The following is a 14,677-nucleotide window of genomic DNA, read 5'->3' as shown; positions in this document are numbered from 1 at the left end:
TGATTGTTATCGGCCTTATTCCGCTGCAGGACTCGCCTGTTCCGACAGTGCTGCTGTTCACCACAACCACCAGAAAACCATCTTGCCGTTCTGATTACCCCCCGCCGTCAGGCGGGCTTTGTGCTTTGCCAATTGCCATTGAAGCGCCGCTCATGGCACCACACGGCCCAGCAGATCCGCACCAGTTTGTTGGCCAGGGCTACCGCAGCCTTGTTGTGGCCGATGCGCGCCGCCGTTGCCACGGCCCAGCGTTGCAGCTGCGTCAGCTTTTCCGGGGTACGTGCCTGACAGCGTTGTGCAGCCAGCAAGGCTGCCCGTGAGCCATGGATTAGCAGGGTACGCACATAGACGTTGCCCTGTCGGCTGATGTGGCCGAGCTTACGGCGCTCGCCACTGCTGAACTCGCGCGGGGTCATGCCCAGCCAGGCACTGAGCTGGCGACCACTGGCAAAGCGCTCGGGCCTGCCAACGGCGGCTGTCAGGGCGCTGGCGGTCAGCAGCCCAATGCCGCTGACCTCATCCAGCTTGCGTACGATGTCATCGTCGGCATGCCAGCGTTTGAGCTGCTGCTCGCACTCGGCCATGCACTGCTCATACAGGTTGATTTCGGCCAGGACGATATGCAGCAGACGGCTCAGGGGCGCGAGCTCGGGCTGGTCAACCAGCTCGCTGGCGGCGCGGATGAAGGCGGCGGTCGAGGCGGGGGCCTCGATACCGGCTTCACGCAATAGACCGCGCAGCAGGTTGATCCGCTGGGTGCGGCTTTTCTTCCAGGTTTCCCGCAGCCCGTGCAACTGTTGCAGCTGTTGCTGGCCGTGGTTTTTCACCGGCACGGGATGAATATCGGTGCAGCGTGCTGCTTCGAGCATGGCGTCGCAGTCATTGCGGTCGGTCTTGTTGCGGCGGCGATAGGGCCGCACGTAGCGCGGATGCAGTAGCCTCACCTGATGCCCCAGGGCTTGCGCTACACGTCCCCAATAGTGGGCCGTGCCACAGGCCTCCATCACCCACTCGACCGGTTCGGCCTGCTCCTGTATATATCGCCGGAACGCCTCTCGGTTCAGCCGCTTGCGCTGCACCACCTGGCCGGAACGGAAACTCTCGGCAACTTGGTAAACGGATTTGGCCAGATCAACTGCAATGCGTTTCATACCGACTCTCCCAGTTTCAGCCACCACGATGCTTGGTATAGAAGGGTGGTGTGGGGGGAGTCCATTACAGCAATCGAGAGGGACGGTTTGAAGCTGCGCTTCAAATTCCCTCCGCCTGCGGCTCCGGCCGCCCCTCATTTCAAACGTTAGGCTGCGAGAAGACGCGTGAGAAAGTATCCGACCCTCAAAGATGTCGACGAAATGCGGTCTCGCGGCTTTGATCCTTCTGTCTTGGCTGAGCAAATGGAGCTCGCGAAGCGCGGGGAGGCTCTTGAGACACTCGTGGCGGAAACATACGAAGCCTTTGCAGGAGTAAAACTTGGGTCTGGCGTTGGCCTTCTGGAGGCCAACGGGCTAGACGACTATGCGAGCGAGCAGAAGCTAGCTGAGTACAGGGCGAAGGACGAGAAGTTGGATTGGAGGTCAATTCCAATCGAAAAGCTGAACAGATACAGCAGCAGCCTGTCCTTCTTCGATGCGGAAGGGATGCGATTTCACCTTCCGGCATTCCTGGTTGCTGATATGCAAGCGCTCTACGAGTTCGACCTCATATATAACCTAGTTCAATCAACACTCATTGAAGTTCAATGCACTCTCCTCACGGAGAAACAGAGAACGGTAGTTCGAAAATACTTAGAGTTCGCCCTGCAAGCAGAGGAGTTCGAGTACGACCATGAGCACATACGAAGAGCGCTGGAAAACTACTGGGTGAAGTAGCTCTCAGCCTAACCGTTCCATCGAGCGGACGTCTTCCAGCCGGCTTCGCCGCCTGCAAGCCGCAGCTCATGTCAAACGTTAGGGAAGGTCTGCACAAATGAGCACTGACCATGATTGGGGGCACTGATATGAGCAAAAAGGCGGCTGGACGCACCTCTGGACAGCGAAGGAACTCAGGAATCGAAATGCCGTGCTGGAACTGAATCTGGTTGAAGGCCATGGTGCTCACCCCACTGTAAGAGGACTCCAGGTTAGTGGGGTACAAGCTCATGGGGCGAGCCTCGCTGAGGCAGGTTTCTAATCAGGCCTTGTTTAGTGAACGGTTTTTTTTTAATTTCTAAATCGGGTTTTCGATTTGACCCGCCCCCTTTTTAGCATCATGAAAAACACAGGTATTTCCGCGCTGACTGATATGACAAAAATCGACGATCAATCTCCCGAAAGCACGCAGGCTGCCCGCTTGCGAGATATTTTCTTCAACATCGGGCAATCCATCAATGAACAATACGGACTGACCTGTTGGGGACGCGACGGGGACGACCGCCTATGGTCTATCTGGCGTGACGATGGCGACGTTCAGCTTACGCCCTGGCAGGATCTCGGACCGCACGGCCTGATCTGGGTTGTATGGGCGGATGAGCATGATCCTGAAAAACTGGTATTGGCGCTGGAGCGCCGGGATGACGACGCGCAACCGCCGATGGCCGAGATTTATCTGCTGCGTCTCCCCGATGGTGAACGCGCGCCACAACGTTTGTCTGCGGATTATTCGGTGCAGGTGGAAGCGTTTCCATACGCTGACGGACAGGTGTTGCTGAAATGGCTCCCGCATGAAGAAGATGCTGATATGCGGACAGGTTTTGGTCTGATGGATCTTGAATTCCGGGAGCGGGTGCCGCCAATTGCGCACGCCCCCAAGGTGGTCTGGGAGCACCCGCATCTGGTTCGTTATCTGGTGCGCGACGATGCAGGCAAGGTTGCCTGGGCGGTGAGCGACGTTCACACAGGTCAACAGGTGATTCCACCCGTTTATGAGGGCCTCACCCTGGATGTTGATCGCTGGATCGGCAACCGGCGGGAAGGCGGGTGTGACGTGTTGTCGCTGGATGGTCGACGGCTCATGCACCATGACCATTGGCTGCACCCGGGGAATGGTGACGGAAGGTGGTTTTTTGAAAAAGACGGGCTATGGGGGTATGCATCACCGGATGGCCATCCGCTGGCGGAACCCCGCCATGAAAGCCAGCAAGCCCTGTGGGACGAGCCGGTTGCTCTCGGGACGCTGCTGCTTCCCGCTGAGGGCAACCGTTGCACAGTGCTGCCGGCATCGCTACTGAAACGCTTGCGCGCCGAAGCGGCAAAGGGTGGAACCACCTACAAATTCGAAGGATTGGCCAATGTTTGCCCGCCCCTGCCCGGCGATGGCTATGTCGATTTGTGCCGCGCCTTGATGCCAGATGGCCATAAGGCTCTGCTGCTGACGCTGCGTTACGAGTCTGAACGCTGGCTGGTGCTGACACACCCCTGGCAAGGACTGCGCACCGGCAGTCTACTGAGGCTGGGCGCTCCGACTGTAGCGGGAGACACACCCTTGATCGCCTGCTTGCCGGAAAGTGGCGATGAGAGCTTTGTGCGGGCGATCGTTGATTACTGTTAATGAAACGGCGTACGCACTGAGCAAAGACACCTCTCCACTCCCCCCACCCCGACCGATCATGCCCCGCCCCTTCACCGTCCACGTCCCCGGGCAGGTGAAGGTGATGTTCCCGCCCTCGATGACGATCTGGCTCTGCCCGGCCGTCAGCGTGATGCTCTTGCTTGCCTGGATGCGCACTTCGTCGGTGGTGCTTTGCACCGTCAGCTCTTGCTCTGACCAGATCTGCTGCGCGTCGGTGTGGGCGCGCACGCTCAGGGCCGCGTTGGCGGTGATGGCCTTGATGCCGCCAAAGTGGGTGTAGAGGCTCGTGGTCTGGCCGCTGTCGGTAACCGCGTGTAGTAGCTTGGCTTACGCTTCCACCCAATGCCAGATGGTCTGCCCGTAATCCGTATCCAGCGACGGCATGATCTCGCCTTGCTTGAAACGACGCCGACTATTGGCTTGCGCAGGGGTTTCCCACTTCCCATCCTTCAAGCAAGGTTGGCCAGCTTCGCAGCGCAATCGATTGAGCTGCCGCTCTTGCACCGTAGCGCCAGACAGATGCGCATGCGATCGGGCCCAGTCCACCAGATCTTTGGGATGGCTCTATGCCGTTTTGTGTGGAACGCCCCTGCCTCATTTCGCTGATGCCGGGTTGAAGGGGTGATCAGGCAGATGGGCCAGCTTGGACATGCGAAGGTATGCGACGGCGATGAAGTTGCCTGCCGTTCGGAAGCCTCGTGCGGCGCGTTTGGCCTGCTGCAACAGGCCGTTCATGGCTTCGACGAAGGCATTGGATAGGTTGTCCGGTAAGGAAGGTCTGCATAAACCGCCCGGACATGTGCTTGGCGCCGGCCTGATTGCCTGAGACCATTGAGCCCATGAAGCAGAGCAGCCTTGGATTGGGAACATCGACGAAGTGCACGCGCCGTCGCGAGTTCCTCGACGAGATGGACCGGGTGGTGCCGTGGTCCGCCCTGGTGGCGCAGATCGCACCGTTCATGCCCGAAGGCAAACGCGGCCGCCCGCCGTTCCCGGTGGAGTCCCTGCTGCGCATCCACTTCATGCAGCAGTGGTTCACGCTGAGCGACCCGGCCATGGAAGAAGCGCTGCACGACATGCCGCTGTTCCGCGACTTCGCCGGCCTGGGTGGCTGGGATGATCGCCTGCCTGACGAGAGCACGATCTTGCGCTTTCGTCATGTGCTGGAGAAGAACAAGCTGGCCGAGCGGATCTTGGCTACGGTCAACCTGCTGCTCGGTGCCAAGGGCCTGATGCTGCGCAGTGGCACGGTGGTCGATGCCACGCTGATCTCGGCGCCGAGCTCGACCAAGAACGCCAGCGGCGAGCGCGACCCGGAGATGCACCAAAGCAAGAAGGGTCAGCAGTGGTTCTTTGGCATGAAGGCGCACATCGGCGTGGACGCCGACTCGGGGCTGGTGCACACCGTGCGCGGCACATCGGGCAACGTCAACGATGTGGTCGAAGCCAACAGCTTGCTGCACGGGCAAGAGACGGATGTCTTCGCTGATGCTGGCTACCAAGGCGCACACAAGCGGCCCGACGCCAAAGAAGATGTGACGTGGCATGTGGCCATGCGACCGGGCAAGCGCAAGCTGCTGGACAAGGCCGACCCCATGGACGCGCTGACCGATCAGGTCGAGCGCATCAAGGCCAGCATCCGCGCCAAGGTGGAGCATCCGTTCCGTGTCATCAAGCGCCAGTTCGGGCATGTGAAGGTGCGCTACCGCGGCCTGGCCAAGAACACGGCGCAGTTGCACACGCTGTTTGCGCTGGCCAATCTGTGGATGGTGCGCAAGCGTTTGACGGGGAGCTTGGCATGAGTGCGTCCAGCGCATGGGAAATGGGCGCGAAACGCGCCCAAAACACCTGCCGGGAGAGCGCTCAACCGCCAATCTGGTCATGTCAGTGCACCCAACCACGGTCAGCGCTCATTTATGCAGACCTTCCTTAGGCTTAACGCGTCGATCGATATGCACATCGCAATACTCATCGCCACTATCGCTTTATCACTGCTGGGGTGGGGCACGTACCTTCGGTACAAAGCAGTCTCTGCCGCTGCCAAGGAAGTCGGCGGAGACTACACAACATGCATGAAGCATGTGGCCTCAACGCCTAGCCTTCATCGCCAGAATCAAGCGGGCATGGCATTGCATATGCTTGCAGTAGCAGTGGTCGCCGCATGGATTTTCTTGCGCTAGTCGGCATCGCTAACCATCACACAGATAGGTGGACAACCGCCCGTCGCTCAAGCTAAGCCTAGATTCAATATGCAACTGCAACACAGTGCCTACGCGCCCCAGCCTAACTGGGCGTTGCAGGGGACGCCAATGCGTACGATCGCTTCGGCCACGCCAAGCGGGCGCCCCTGAACTTGGGCGTTAAGAGCTCAGGAGAGCATGTGAGCAAGATTGAAGAAATAAGGGCGTTACTTGATGAGCTAGAGGCAGAAACGGCCTCCGAAGACGATCAAGCATTCGCGGAAAATTTTGAGTTCCTAGAGCTGCCTGAAATTGTCTGCTCCGTTATTGATTATTTGCAGCCCGCACTGTATCCATACGAAGCTGCTGTCTACTGGCATCTGTTCAGAAAATCTGTATTGGGCGAAGGCACCCAGTACACGAGAGCTAGCGTTCGCGGGATGACTTCGGGTGTTATTACGTCATCGAGCGGCCAATCTGATGAGTTGAGCTATGGCGCGGTGCAGAAAGCGCTAAATGGACTTGAAGAGAAAGGGGCAATATCAAAGGCAGGTGACACCACCAGAGAAGGAACCCTGTATAAAGTCCACCTCCCCGAAGAAATTGAGCTCTGCCAAGAAGCAAAGAAAGCTGCTGCGAAAGAGGCTCCAAAAACAGAAAGAGACTTGAAGAAAGAGCTCGATTTTTACAATGTCAGAGAAAATCGTCTGAAAGTCTTCGAACGCGATGACTACAAGTGCCGTTATTGCTCCAAGCAACTGACCAGGTTCACTGCGACACTAGATCACGTGCAGCCAGTTTCAAAAGGTGGGGATAACTCGCTTGATAATCTTGTTACTGCCTGTCTGCACTGTAATTCCCAGCGCGGGAATAGACCGGTAATGGACATCATAGATGAAAAGCGCTCTTAACAATCGGCTGCACGGCGACCGGTTTTCCGCTGCTTCGCAGCTCCAAACCGGCGCGTGAGCCGGGCGTTAGGTGTCACAATGCCAACACCAACAGCGTTACTCGCCACGTTACAGGATAACGATGATCCGGATGCACAGGTCTTGCTTGAAATGGCCAAGGCAGGCAGTGATCTGCGAAAGCCACACGAACCCGAGTTTGTGTTTGAGGTTGAAGATCAGGCGAGTGCTCACGCGATCGTCAATGCACTGTGCGCGCTTGACTACGAGGTGCAGCTATATGAACTGGGCGAAGAGAATTCATCTTTCCAGGTTGTTGCCAAGCGGGTCATGGTGCTGGAGCTTCGAGCACTCAACGAAGTTTCGCTCAAGTTTGAAGCGTTGGCCGAGCAATTTGCGGCAAGCTATGACGGCTGGGGTGCAGAAGTTGTTGAGTGAGCCTGCAGCAGTTCTCTCAGGTTGACTTCTTTGAGTGCATTATTGCTGGCGAAGCTCAGATGCCTAGCCATTCCATCGGGGGGGGGGCCTCAGAGGCTGTGGCTCATGTCAGAAGTTAGGTCATTTCATATGTCACCAGATCATCTGCCGTCAATTTCGCACTTGCGTAGCATTACACAGGCCCTTGCGATGCTTGATGCAATCCTGTGTCCTGAATGGGAATATCGGTACTACAGCTTCGACAGCCAATGGGGCGACAACGAAGAAATGGCATCTATGCGTAATGGATGCGGTGATGACTGGTTCTTGCTATTCGATGGTGCAGGGGCGGCAATCAAAGGCTTTGCACACGAACTGGCGCAGGGCTCCACATTGCCAGAGCACATTCAAAGTCAAGTTCCAGGCTCTTTCTCATCTTTCCTGAACGAGCCTGCTTTCTCAATGCAGCACGCGACGTTCTGTTACTGGCGAGGAGTAAATGAACATAGCTGGAGTAAGGTGATCGGCGGCCCTGAAGACGATGGCGCTAGCGAGATGCTGGCTTTACTTTTCTCGGGGCCATCGGGTTACATTGCCTGGGCCGAGAGCTACTATGAGTGTGCTGTTTCAGCGGAAGCCACGGCGGCGATCTTTTCTCACAAGCCACTCACTGACTCCATCATTCTTGCGCTTAATCCAGAGGCAGAATTAGCAACCGTCTACGCAGAGGCAGCAGAGATTGGCTATCCCGTCATGGTTTGAGTCGCGTAATAGGGGATGGGCCACGATTTAAGTAGAGCGTAAACGTGGTCTGCTTCCTATTACGGGCACAGCGAAGGCTTTTCCGCTGCGGCGGCGCCTTCACTATAAAGCCAGCGCGTGCTGGCGGCGTTAGAAGCACCGATTAGATACCGGTGATAAGCAAATCAATAGCAGCAATTATTTCATTGCGTTGTGCTGAGAGGTCGGCAACTTGAGTACCGAGTTGCTTCTTGGCGATACCGGCCAGTTGAGGAGTCACCATCACGTACTGTTTGCCATCAATCTCAAACGTTGGTGTGAGTGTACTGAGCGTTTTCCCTTGCATGGCGGTAGCCGTGTAGAGAGGCACGACAACCCGTGTGCCGAGCTCGGCAATCAGGTCGCTTTGTACGTCAAGCAGAAAGGGTACGGCAGCCTTGGTGGCAGCGTTGGTGTTCTTGTGTACGGCGAACTGAGGCATCAGAAGCTCCGCAGGTCGTCGCTGAACACGCCGTGAGCTTCCACATGTTCGTTGTAGGCATTGATGGCGTTGCGATTCTCTGTCAGCCACTGCTCGCGCTGTTTTTTCTTCAGGGCTTCGGCCAGAGCCTGCTCCAATGTCGCGGAGAGGTTAATGTTCAAATCCTTGGCTTTACTGAGTAGGTCACCGTTAATGCTGAGGTTGGCGGCCCGTTTTGGAGCATGGGGATTGTAGATGGCGAGCATGGACATTCCCTCCTGAGTGTTTATGCGCACATGCTATGCGCATTCAGGTTTGCGGTCAAAGGCGCATCGGACAATGCATATGGACTCTCCCCACAAGTAGTGAGCAAAGCATTGCTTTTGCACCTGTCGTCAGCACGGTTGCATTCGACTATCCGGCCCGTTGTGGGCTTTTCCGCCCTGGCCAATCTGTAGTTCGCGCAGCGGGGGCCAAGCGTTCAATCGACCACGCGGATCATGATTGTTATTGGCCCTGTGCCAGGACAGGGCTTGCTTATCTGCCTGGTGCTTATTTATCAGCGGCTGATGACAGTGCGGTATTGGGCTTCTCTGGCAAATGGCTAGCGCTGCTGGCTAGTTGCTCCATGCGCTTTCCCAGGTGTCTGATCAGTTGCTTTCCGGGGACCTCGACCCAGCGATAGGTCATGCTCGAATACGCCAGCAGCAGCGGCAGGTACAGCAGGGTCAGGAGCTGACGACTGTATCCCAGGTGCCCCATGATGCTGTCGATCAGCATAATGAGCACCAGGTGGTTCAGGTAAATCGAGTATGAGATCGTGCCCAACCACTGCAGTTTGCGCAGCAGCCAGGCAAGCAAACCCTGTTCCAGAGCAAATACAACAACGATTGCCGCGAAGGCGAACGGAGCAAATATCTCTGCCGATCGCCAGTTGCCGTTCAGCTTGAAAAAGATCACCCAGAGCAGCACACACAATAAACCTTCAACGCCGAGCGCCAGTATGGGCGGCCAACTGATGCCACGCAGCAGGCGCCATGCCCGGTAAGCCAGGATGCCCAGTACAAAGGCAGACCATCCGCGCAGCAGTCCGGAGTTCACTACCTGGAAGTAATTCTGGTGGGTGGTATCCAGAGTTCCGCTGAGGTTGTGGATGACCGTCAGGCCGGTCACGCTCATCAACAGCAATACCAGGCTGCTGGTGTGGCGTCGTATGAAGCAGAAAAAAACGATATTCAGCCAGAACTCTACCGATATGGACCAGCTAGGGGCATTCCATGTCAATGACTGGCGATTAAGCCCGATGTTGTGGGTCAGTGTCAGTTGCTGCAAAAAGGTAAAGAACGTGCCGTCGCGGTATCTGGGAATATCGTTGACGATCATTGTGTAGACGATGAGATAACTGAACAGGCCGAACAGGTGCATCGGATACAGTCTGGCAATACGCGAAACACTGAACTTCCAGGTGCTGACCGGCCTGTCTGTGTACAGGTAACGGTGAGCCAGAATAAAACCGCTCAAGACCAGGAAGAAATCAACGGCGAGGTAGCCGGAGAAGCTTAACAGCCAGTGAAAGAGCGCTACCGCAATGGCTGCAAGTCCGCGCAGGCCGTCGAGCGATTTGAAATAGGCCTTGTCATTCATGAAGGTGTGGGAGTCCGTTCTTGTTGTTTTTACTGGCTTAGGCCACTGCGTACGCTTTGCCCGACAGCGGGCAGGTGCTTAGGAAAAGCGAACCGCTGCGCTGTAGATTGTTTGGCCGAGGCGAGTATACCGAGACTGGGTGTTGCGTTTTCCGACACTGTCGTCAGTGCGGTGATATCTGCTGATCTGGCCGTGAGCTGGTAGCGCGCTGCCTGGGCTTTGGTAGGAGGTGGGGCAATCGTCTGCGCTGGGGCGCTCCGCCAAACGGGCAAAAAAAACCCGGCTCTGGGGGCGGAGCCGGGTCAAGACCATTAAGAGTAAAAACGCAGGTACCCGATCCAAGGTACCCCCGACTGGCGGGGCACGCGGGGGAGGTGTGCCGCACGTCAGTACCTTGAGTATTGCCGGGTATCGGCACACGTCCAGCCACAGGCCGCTTTTTCTTAAATGGATTGGCGATACCGGTGGCCTTGTTAAGAACTGTCAGCCCCGGCTGGCCCACTGGCGGAGCAGGGCGAGGGTGTCGTCGAGTACTTCGACGGGGGTGTAGAAGTGCGGCGACAGGCGGATACCCGCCCCGCGTTGCGCACAGACCACCTGCTGCTGGCGCAGTTGCTCGAACAGTGTGGCGTTGTCCCAGCCCAGCAGGGTGAAATTGAGGATGCCGGCGCGCCGCTCGGCGTGCAGCGGGGAGTGCAGGTGCAGGCCGGGGATGGCTTGCAGGCCCTGTTGCAGGTAGTCCATGCGCTGTTCAAGTTGCGTGGCGACCTGCGCCATGCCGATCTCTTCCAGCAGGCTCAGGCTGGCTTCCAGGGTAACGGCGCCGAGCATGTTCGGGCTGCCGCATTCAAAGCGCCGCGCGCTGTGCGCCGGTTGCCAGTCCTGGCGCTGGTAGTCGCCGAGCTGCTCGACCATGTGCCAGCCGAACTGCTGCAGTTGCAACTGTTCGCGGCGCTCGGCGCGGCAGTATAACACCGCCAGGCCTTCCGGGCCGAGTAGCCATTTGTGGCCGTCGGCCATGGCGAAGTCGCAGTCATAGGCCTGCACGTCGAAGGGCAGCGCGCCTAGGTGCTGGATGGCATCGATGCAATACAGTACGCCACGCTGGCGCAGGCCCTGGCCAAGGCGCGGCAGGTCGAGGCGCAGGCCGCTGGCATATTGCACGGCGCTGATCGACAGCAAGCGGGTACGTGGACCGCAGGCGTCGAGCAGGTCTTGTTCCGGGTCGCTGCCGTCCAGGCTCACTACGCGCACCTGCACGCCACGCGGCGCCAGGGCTTCCCAGACGATGCGGTTGGAGGGGAACTCCTGGTCGCTGATCAGCACTTCGTCGCCGGGCCGCCAGTCGATACCGAAGGCCACCACCGAGAGCGCTTCGGAGGTGTTCTTGAGCAGGCCGATGTCCTCCACCGAGGGGGCGTTGAGCAGGCGTTGCAGGCGCTGGCGCAGGCGCAGTTCGATGCCCATCCAGCGTGGGTAGTCGCGGGCGCCGAGCTGGCAGTTTTCCGCGGCGAAGCGTTGCAGGGCGTCGCGGCTGCGTGCCGGCCAGGGGGCGACGGCGGCGTGGTTGAGGTAGCGCAGCCCAGGGGCCTGGGGAAACTCGTCGGGGAAGCTCAACATGGCGGATTGATCCGTGCAATTTGCGGCTGGACAGGCATAATAGCCCGCCTCGATTCTGACCACGCAGTCCCTTTATGCAGAAAGAACCCCGTAAGGTCCGCGAATTTCGCCGCCGCGAGCAGGAAATCCTCGATACCGCGCTGAAGCTGTTTCTCGAACAGGGAGAGGACAGTGTCACCGTGGAGATGATTGCCGATGCGGTAGGTATCGGTAAGGGCACCATCTATAAGCATTTCAAGTCGAAGGCGGAGATTTACCTGCGCCTGATGCTCGACTACGAGCGCGATCTCAATGAGCTGCTGCACTCGGAAAGCGTCGACAAGGACAAGGAGGCGCTGTCGCGCGCCTATTTCGAATTCCGCATGCGCGACCCGCAGCGCTACCGTTTGTTCGACCGCCTGGAAGAGAAGGTGGTCAAGGGCAATCAGGTGCCGGAGATGGTCGAGCAGTTGCACAGCATCCGTGCGTCCAATTTCGAGCGCCTGACCCAGTTAATCAAGGCGCGGATCGCCGATGGCAAGCTGGAGGACGTGCCGCCGTATTTCCACTATTGCGCGGCCTGGGCGCTGGTGCATGGCGCGGTGGCGCTGTATCACTCGCCGTTCTGGAGCAGTGTGCTGGAGGATCAGGAGGGCTTCTTCCAGTTCCTTATGGATATCGGCGTGCGCATGGGCAACAAGCGCAAGCGCGACGGCGAAGCCGGCCACGCCTGAGGAGTCGTCCATGCAGGCCTTTCCCATCGACTATGTCGAGCCAGTGTTCCGCCCGCCCAGCGAGGCGCATTCGCTGATCCTGCCGGTGACCAATGGCTGTTCGTGGAACCACTGCGGCTTTTGCGAGATGTATACGGCGCCGCAGAAGAAATTCCGCGCGCGTGACGAGCAGCAGGTGCTCGAGGAAATCCGCCGCTGTGGCGAGCAACTGATCGTGCAGCGGGTGTTTCTTGCCGATGGCGATGCGCTGGTGCTGCCGACCCGCCGCCTGCTGAGCATTCTGCAGGCGATTGCCGAGCACATGCCGACCGTCGAACGGGTGTCCAGCTACTGCCTGCCGCGCAACCTGCGCAAGAAGTCGGTGGAGGAGCTGCGCGAGCTGGCCGATGCCGGCCTGAAGATGGCCTATGTGGGTGCCGAGTCGGGCGATGACGAGGTGCTGGCGCGGGTCAACAAGGGTGAGACCTATGCCTCGACCCTCAGCGCGCTGGACAAGCTGGGCCAGGCGGGGATTACCCGCTCGGTGATGATCCTCAACGGCCTGGGTGGGCGCAGCCTGTCGGTGCAGCATGCCGAGCAATCCGCGCAGTTGATGAACGATAGCCAGCCGGAGTATCTGTCGACGCTGGTGGTCAGCTTCCCGATGGGTGAGACGCGCTTCCGCGCCGGGTTTGCCGATTACCAGCCGCTCGACCAGCACGGCCTGTTCCTCGAAGTGGAGCGCCTGTTGCAGCGCCTGGAGCTGCGCGACACGGTGTTTCGCAGTGACCATGCCTCCAACTATCTGGTGCTCAAGGGCACCCTCGGTGCCGATAAGGCGCGCCTGCTCGCCCAGGTGCGCCAGGCCATCGAGCAACCGCAGGCGGTACGTTTGCGTCAGGAGTGGCAGCGCGGTCTGTGAACGCAGGCCGGCTGCTTGGCGTGATTCCTGCTTGAGTGAAGCATGCGCCGGATTCCCGGCATTGCCTGTGGAGATAACCCATGCAACGACTGCTCATGCTGCTGGTGCTGCTCGGCCTGACGGGCTGTATGAAGGTCAGCGATATGGCCGACGGCACGCTCTACCAGCTGCGCGATGCCGGTGTGCTCGACCATGCGCATATCCAGCGCAACAGCACCTGGCGCTTGCAGGCGGACTCGCTGATCTACATTGCCCAGGGGCATTTCGTGCCGCCCGGCCATGCCACGCCGGCCAACGTGGTGGCCGAGCAGGCCTTTGCAGGGTTTGTCGAGTATTTCCCCATGGTGCGCCGTGCCCCGGCCCCGCAGGGCCTGGAGGAGGCCATGCAGGCGGCGCGCGGGCAGGGCGCGCATTACCTGCTGTACCTGCGCTTTGCCAGTGCCGATGACCGCATTGGCACCTATGATGAATGGGCAGACCAGGAGGCGCTGGATCGGCTGGGTGTGGACAAGGGGGTGATCCAGCTGATGCTGCTGGAAACCAATACCCGTTACCTGCTGGATTACGCACGGATTCGCCAGCGCGGCGGCTTTCTGACGTTCTATGACAAAAAGCCGCAGGACCTGATCGGCCCGCCGCTGCGAGAATATGCCCAGCGCCTGATAGGCCTGAGCCATTAACCATACGCTGCTGTTGCGGGCCTTGTGCGGCGCGGGCGGCGCAAGGAACCTTTGATGACTGTATCCGACAAGGCCGGCGACCTGCTGGCACAGATCCCCAAGAGCCAGGGCCTGCCGCCGGTGCACCTGTGGAATCCGGATTTCTGCGGCGATATCGACATGCGCATCGCCCGCGACGGCACCTGGTACTACATGGGCACGCCGATCACCCGGCCGGCCATGGTGCGTCTGTTCTCGACCATCATCCGCCGCGATGGCGAGCAGTATTTCCTGGTCACACCGGTGGAGAAGGTGGGTATTCGCGTCGACGATGCGCCCTTCGTAATCACCCGCATGGAGGTCGAGGGGCAGGGCCAGACGCAGTGTCTGCGCCTGTTCACCCAGGTTGATGACGAGCTGCTGCTGGATGCCGAGCACCCGCTGCGGGTCAGCGAGCATCCGCACACCGGCGAGCCGGCGCCCTACGTGCGGGTGCGCAGCAATCTGGATGGCTTGGTGCACCGTAACGTGTTCTACCAGATGGTCGACTTGAGCGAGCCGCAGGAACTGGATGGCGAGGTGTGGTTCGGTGTGTGGAGCGCCGGGCAGTTCTTTGCGCTGGGCCGTCCCTGAGCGGTCTGCGAGCTTTTGGTGGGGCCTCGGGGCATGACAAAGCGCGGCGCTGCCGCTAACATGCCGCCCGGTCGGCGTTCGCCGGCCGTCTGATGTCCCGGTAGCTCAATTGGATAGAGCGTCCCCCTCCTAAGGGGAAGGTTGGAGGTTCGATCCCTCTCCGGGACGCCATCGCTGTGCGTCAGCGTCCCGTCCCGGCAGTTGCAGTGCCTGGCGCTTCCTGCGATCTTGCCTCGTGCAGCCCGGCTGCTTGCG

The 14,677-nt window shown here is 59.1% G+C and carries 16 protein-coding genes, 1 tRNA gene and 1 pseudogene; 11 read left to right on the top strand and 7 right to left on the bottom strand.

Annotated features, from left to right (window positions below):
* Positions 1 to 107: 107 nt before the first annotated feature.
* Entirely contained in the window at positions 108 to 1,151 is a 1,044-nt protein-coding gene (locus CW360_RS11990; RefSeq protein ID WP_101192301.1) for an IS110 family RNA-guided transposase, read from the bottom strand.
* Between the two features lie 165 nt (positions 1,152 to 1,316).
* Between CW360_RS11990 and CW360_RS11985 the strand changes: the two genes are divergently transcribed.
* Both CW360_RS11985 and CW360_RS16835 read left to right on the top strand, forming a co-directional pair.
* Positions 1,317 to 1,868, top strand: a complete 552-nt coding sequence (locus CW360_RS11985; protein ID WP_157825301.1) for a DUF6714 family protein — start codon at positions 1,317 to 1,319, stop codon at positions 1,866 to 1,868.
* 355 nt (positions 1,869 to 2,223) lie between these two features.
* A complete protein-coding gene (locus CW360_RS16835; RefSeq protein ID WP_157825299.1) occupies positions 2,224 to 3,525 on the top strand; it encodes a hypothetical protein in 1,302 nt (433 codons plus the stop codon).
* Here CW360_RS16835 and CW360_RS17360 read toward each other — a convergent pair.
* Together CW360_RS17360 and CW360_RS11970 are read right to left on the bottom strand one after the other, a co-directional pair.
* A complete protein-coding gene (locus CW360_RS17360) occupies positions 3,418 to 3,798 on the bottom strand; it encodes a DUF2345 domain-containing protein (RefSeq protein WP_425439770.1) in 381 nt (126 codons plus the stop codon). The genes CW360_RS16835 and CW360_RS17360 overlap by 108 nt on opposite strands.
* Positions 3,799 to 4,140: 342 nt before the next feature.
* Positions 4,141 to 4,311 (bottom strand): annotated as a pseudogene (locus tag CW360_RS11970) (transposase); the annotation flags it as partial.
* Positions 4,312 to 4,385: 74 nt separating this feature from the next.
* Here CW360_RS11970 and CW360_RS11965 point away from each other — a divergent pair.
* The 4 genes from CW360_RS11965 (at position 4,386) to CW360_RS11945 (ending at position 7,813) form a co-directional block, all read left to right on the top strand.
* Positions 4,386 to 5,348: an IS5 family transposase gene (locus CW360_RS11965; protein ID WP_101193865.1), complete on the top strand. Its 963-nt coding sequence runs from the start codon at positions 4,386 to 4,388 to the stop codon at positions 5,346 to 5,348.
* Positions 5,349 to 5,926: 578 nt separating this feature from the next.
* Complete coding sequence (locus tag CW360_RS11955) at positions 5,927 to 6,637, top strand: HNH endonuclease (protein ID WP_101193864.1); 711 nt, start codon at positions 5,927 to 5,929, stop codon at positions 6,635 to 6,637.
* A 78-nt stretch (positions 6,638 to 6,715) separates the two neighbouring features.
* Positions 6,716 to 7,072 carry a ribonuclease E inhibitor RraB gene (locus tag CW360_RS11950; RefSeq protein ID WP_093987110.1) on the top strand — a complete coding sequence of 119 codons (357 nt, stop codon included), beginning with the start codon at positions 6,716 to 6,718 and terminating at the stop codon, positions 7,070 to 7,072.
* A 189-nt stretch (positions 7,073 to 7,261) separates the two neighbouring features.
* Positions 7,262 to 7,813, top strand: coding sequence for a hypothetical protein (locus CW360_RS11945; RefSeq protein WP_101193863.1), 552 nt, complete (start codon positions 7,262 to 7,264; stop codon positions 7,811 to 7,813).
* A gap of 142 nt (positions 7,814 to 7,955) precedes the next feature.
* Here the strand turns inward: CW360_RS11945 and CW360_RS11940 are convergent, their stop codons facing one another.
* From CW360_RS11940 to CW360_RS11925, 4 genes are all read right to left on the bottom strand, one after another.
* A complete protein-coding gene (locus CW360_RS11940) occupies positions 7,956 to 8,273 on the bottom strand; it encodes a CcdB family protein (protein ID WP_093987108.1) in 318 nt (105 codons plus the stop codon).
* Positions 8,273 to 8,518, bottom strand: coding sequence for a type II toxin-antitoxin system CcdA family antitoxin (locus tag CW360_RS11935; protein WP_093987107.1), 246 nt, complete (start codon positions 8,516 to 8,518; stop codon positions 8,273 to 8,275). The genes CW360_RS11940 and CW360_RS11935 overlap by 1 nt, the downstream gene beginning before the upstream one ends.
* 286 nt (positions 8,519 to 8,804) lie before the next feature.
* Positions 8,805 to 9,896 carry an acyltransferase family protein gene (locus tag CW360_RS11930; protein ID WP_101193862.1) on the bottom strand — a complete coding sequence of 364 codons (1,092 nt, stop codon included), beginning with the start codon at positions 9,894 to 9,896 and terminating at the stop codon, positions 8,805 to 8,807.
* Between the two features lie 483 nt (positions 9,897 to 10,379).
* Positions 10,380 to 11,516 (bottom strand): aminotransferase class V-fold PLP-dependent enzyme, encoded by a 1,137-nt coding sequence (locus CW360_RS11925; RefSeq protein ID WP_101193861.1) that lies wholly within the window; start codon positions 11,514 to 11,516, stop codon positions 10,380 to 10,382.
* Between the two features lie 74 nt (positions 11,517 to 11,590).
* Here CW360_RS11925 and CW360_RS11920 point away from each other — a divergent pair, with 74 nt between their 5' ends.
* The 5 genes from CW360_RS11920 to CW360_RS11900 all read left to right on the top strand — a co-directional run bounded on the left by CW360_RS11920 (position 11,591) and on the right by CW360_RS11900 (position 14,593).
* Positions 11,591 to 12,229, top strand: a complete 639-nt coding sequence (locus CW360_RS11920) for a TetR/AcrR family transcriptional regulator (RefSeq protein ID WP_093987104.1) — start codon at positions 11,591 to 11,593, stop codon at positions 12,227 to 12,229.
* Positions 12,230 to 12,239: 10 nt separating this feature from the next.
* The gene (locus CW360_RS11915) at positions 12,240 to 13,130 is read left to right on the top strand and encodes a radical SAM protein (RefSeq protein ID WP_101193860.1); all 891 of its coding nucleotides are present in this window, start codon (positions 12,240 to 12,242) and stop codon (positions 13,128 to 13,130) included.
* An 80-nt stretch (positions 13,131 to 13,210) separates the two neighbouring features.
* Positions 13,211 to 13,810, top strand: coding sequence for a DUF4823 domain-containing protein (locus CW360_RS11910; protein WP_101193859.1), 600 nt, complete (start codon positions 13,211 to 13,213; stop codon positions 13,808 to 13,810).
* Positions 13,811 to 13,864: 54 nt separating this feature from the next.
* Positions 13,865 to 14,422, top strand: coding sequence for a DUF1285 domain-containing protein (locus tag CW360_RS11905; RefSeq protein ID WP_093987101.1), 558 nt, complete (start codon positions 13,865 to 13,867; stop codon positions 14,420 to 14,422).
* Positions 14,423 to 14,516: 94 nt separating this feature from the next.
* Positions 14,517 to 14,593, top strand: a tRNA-Arg gene (locus CW360_RS11900).
* Positions 14,594 to 14,677 lie beyond the last annotated feature (84 nt).

It is taken from the genome of Pseudomonas fluvialis, assembly GCF_002835605.1.
GTDB lineage: Bacteria > Pseudomonadota > Gammaproteobacteria > Pseudomonadales > Pseudomonadaceae > Aquipseudomonas > Aquipseudomonas fluvialis.
The sequence above is the reverse complement of the archived record's forward strand: the minus strand, read 5'-3'. Positions and strand labels throughout refer to the sequence as shown.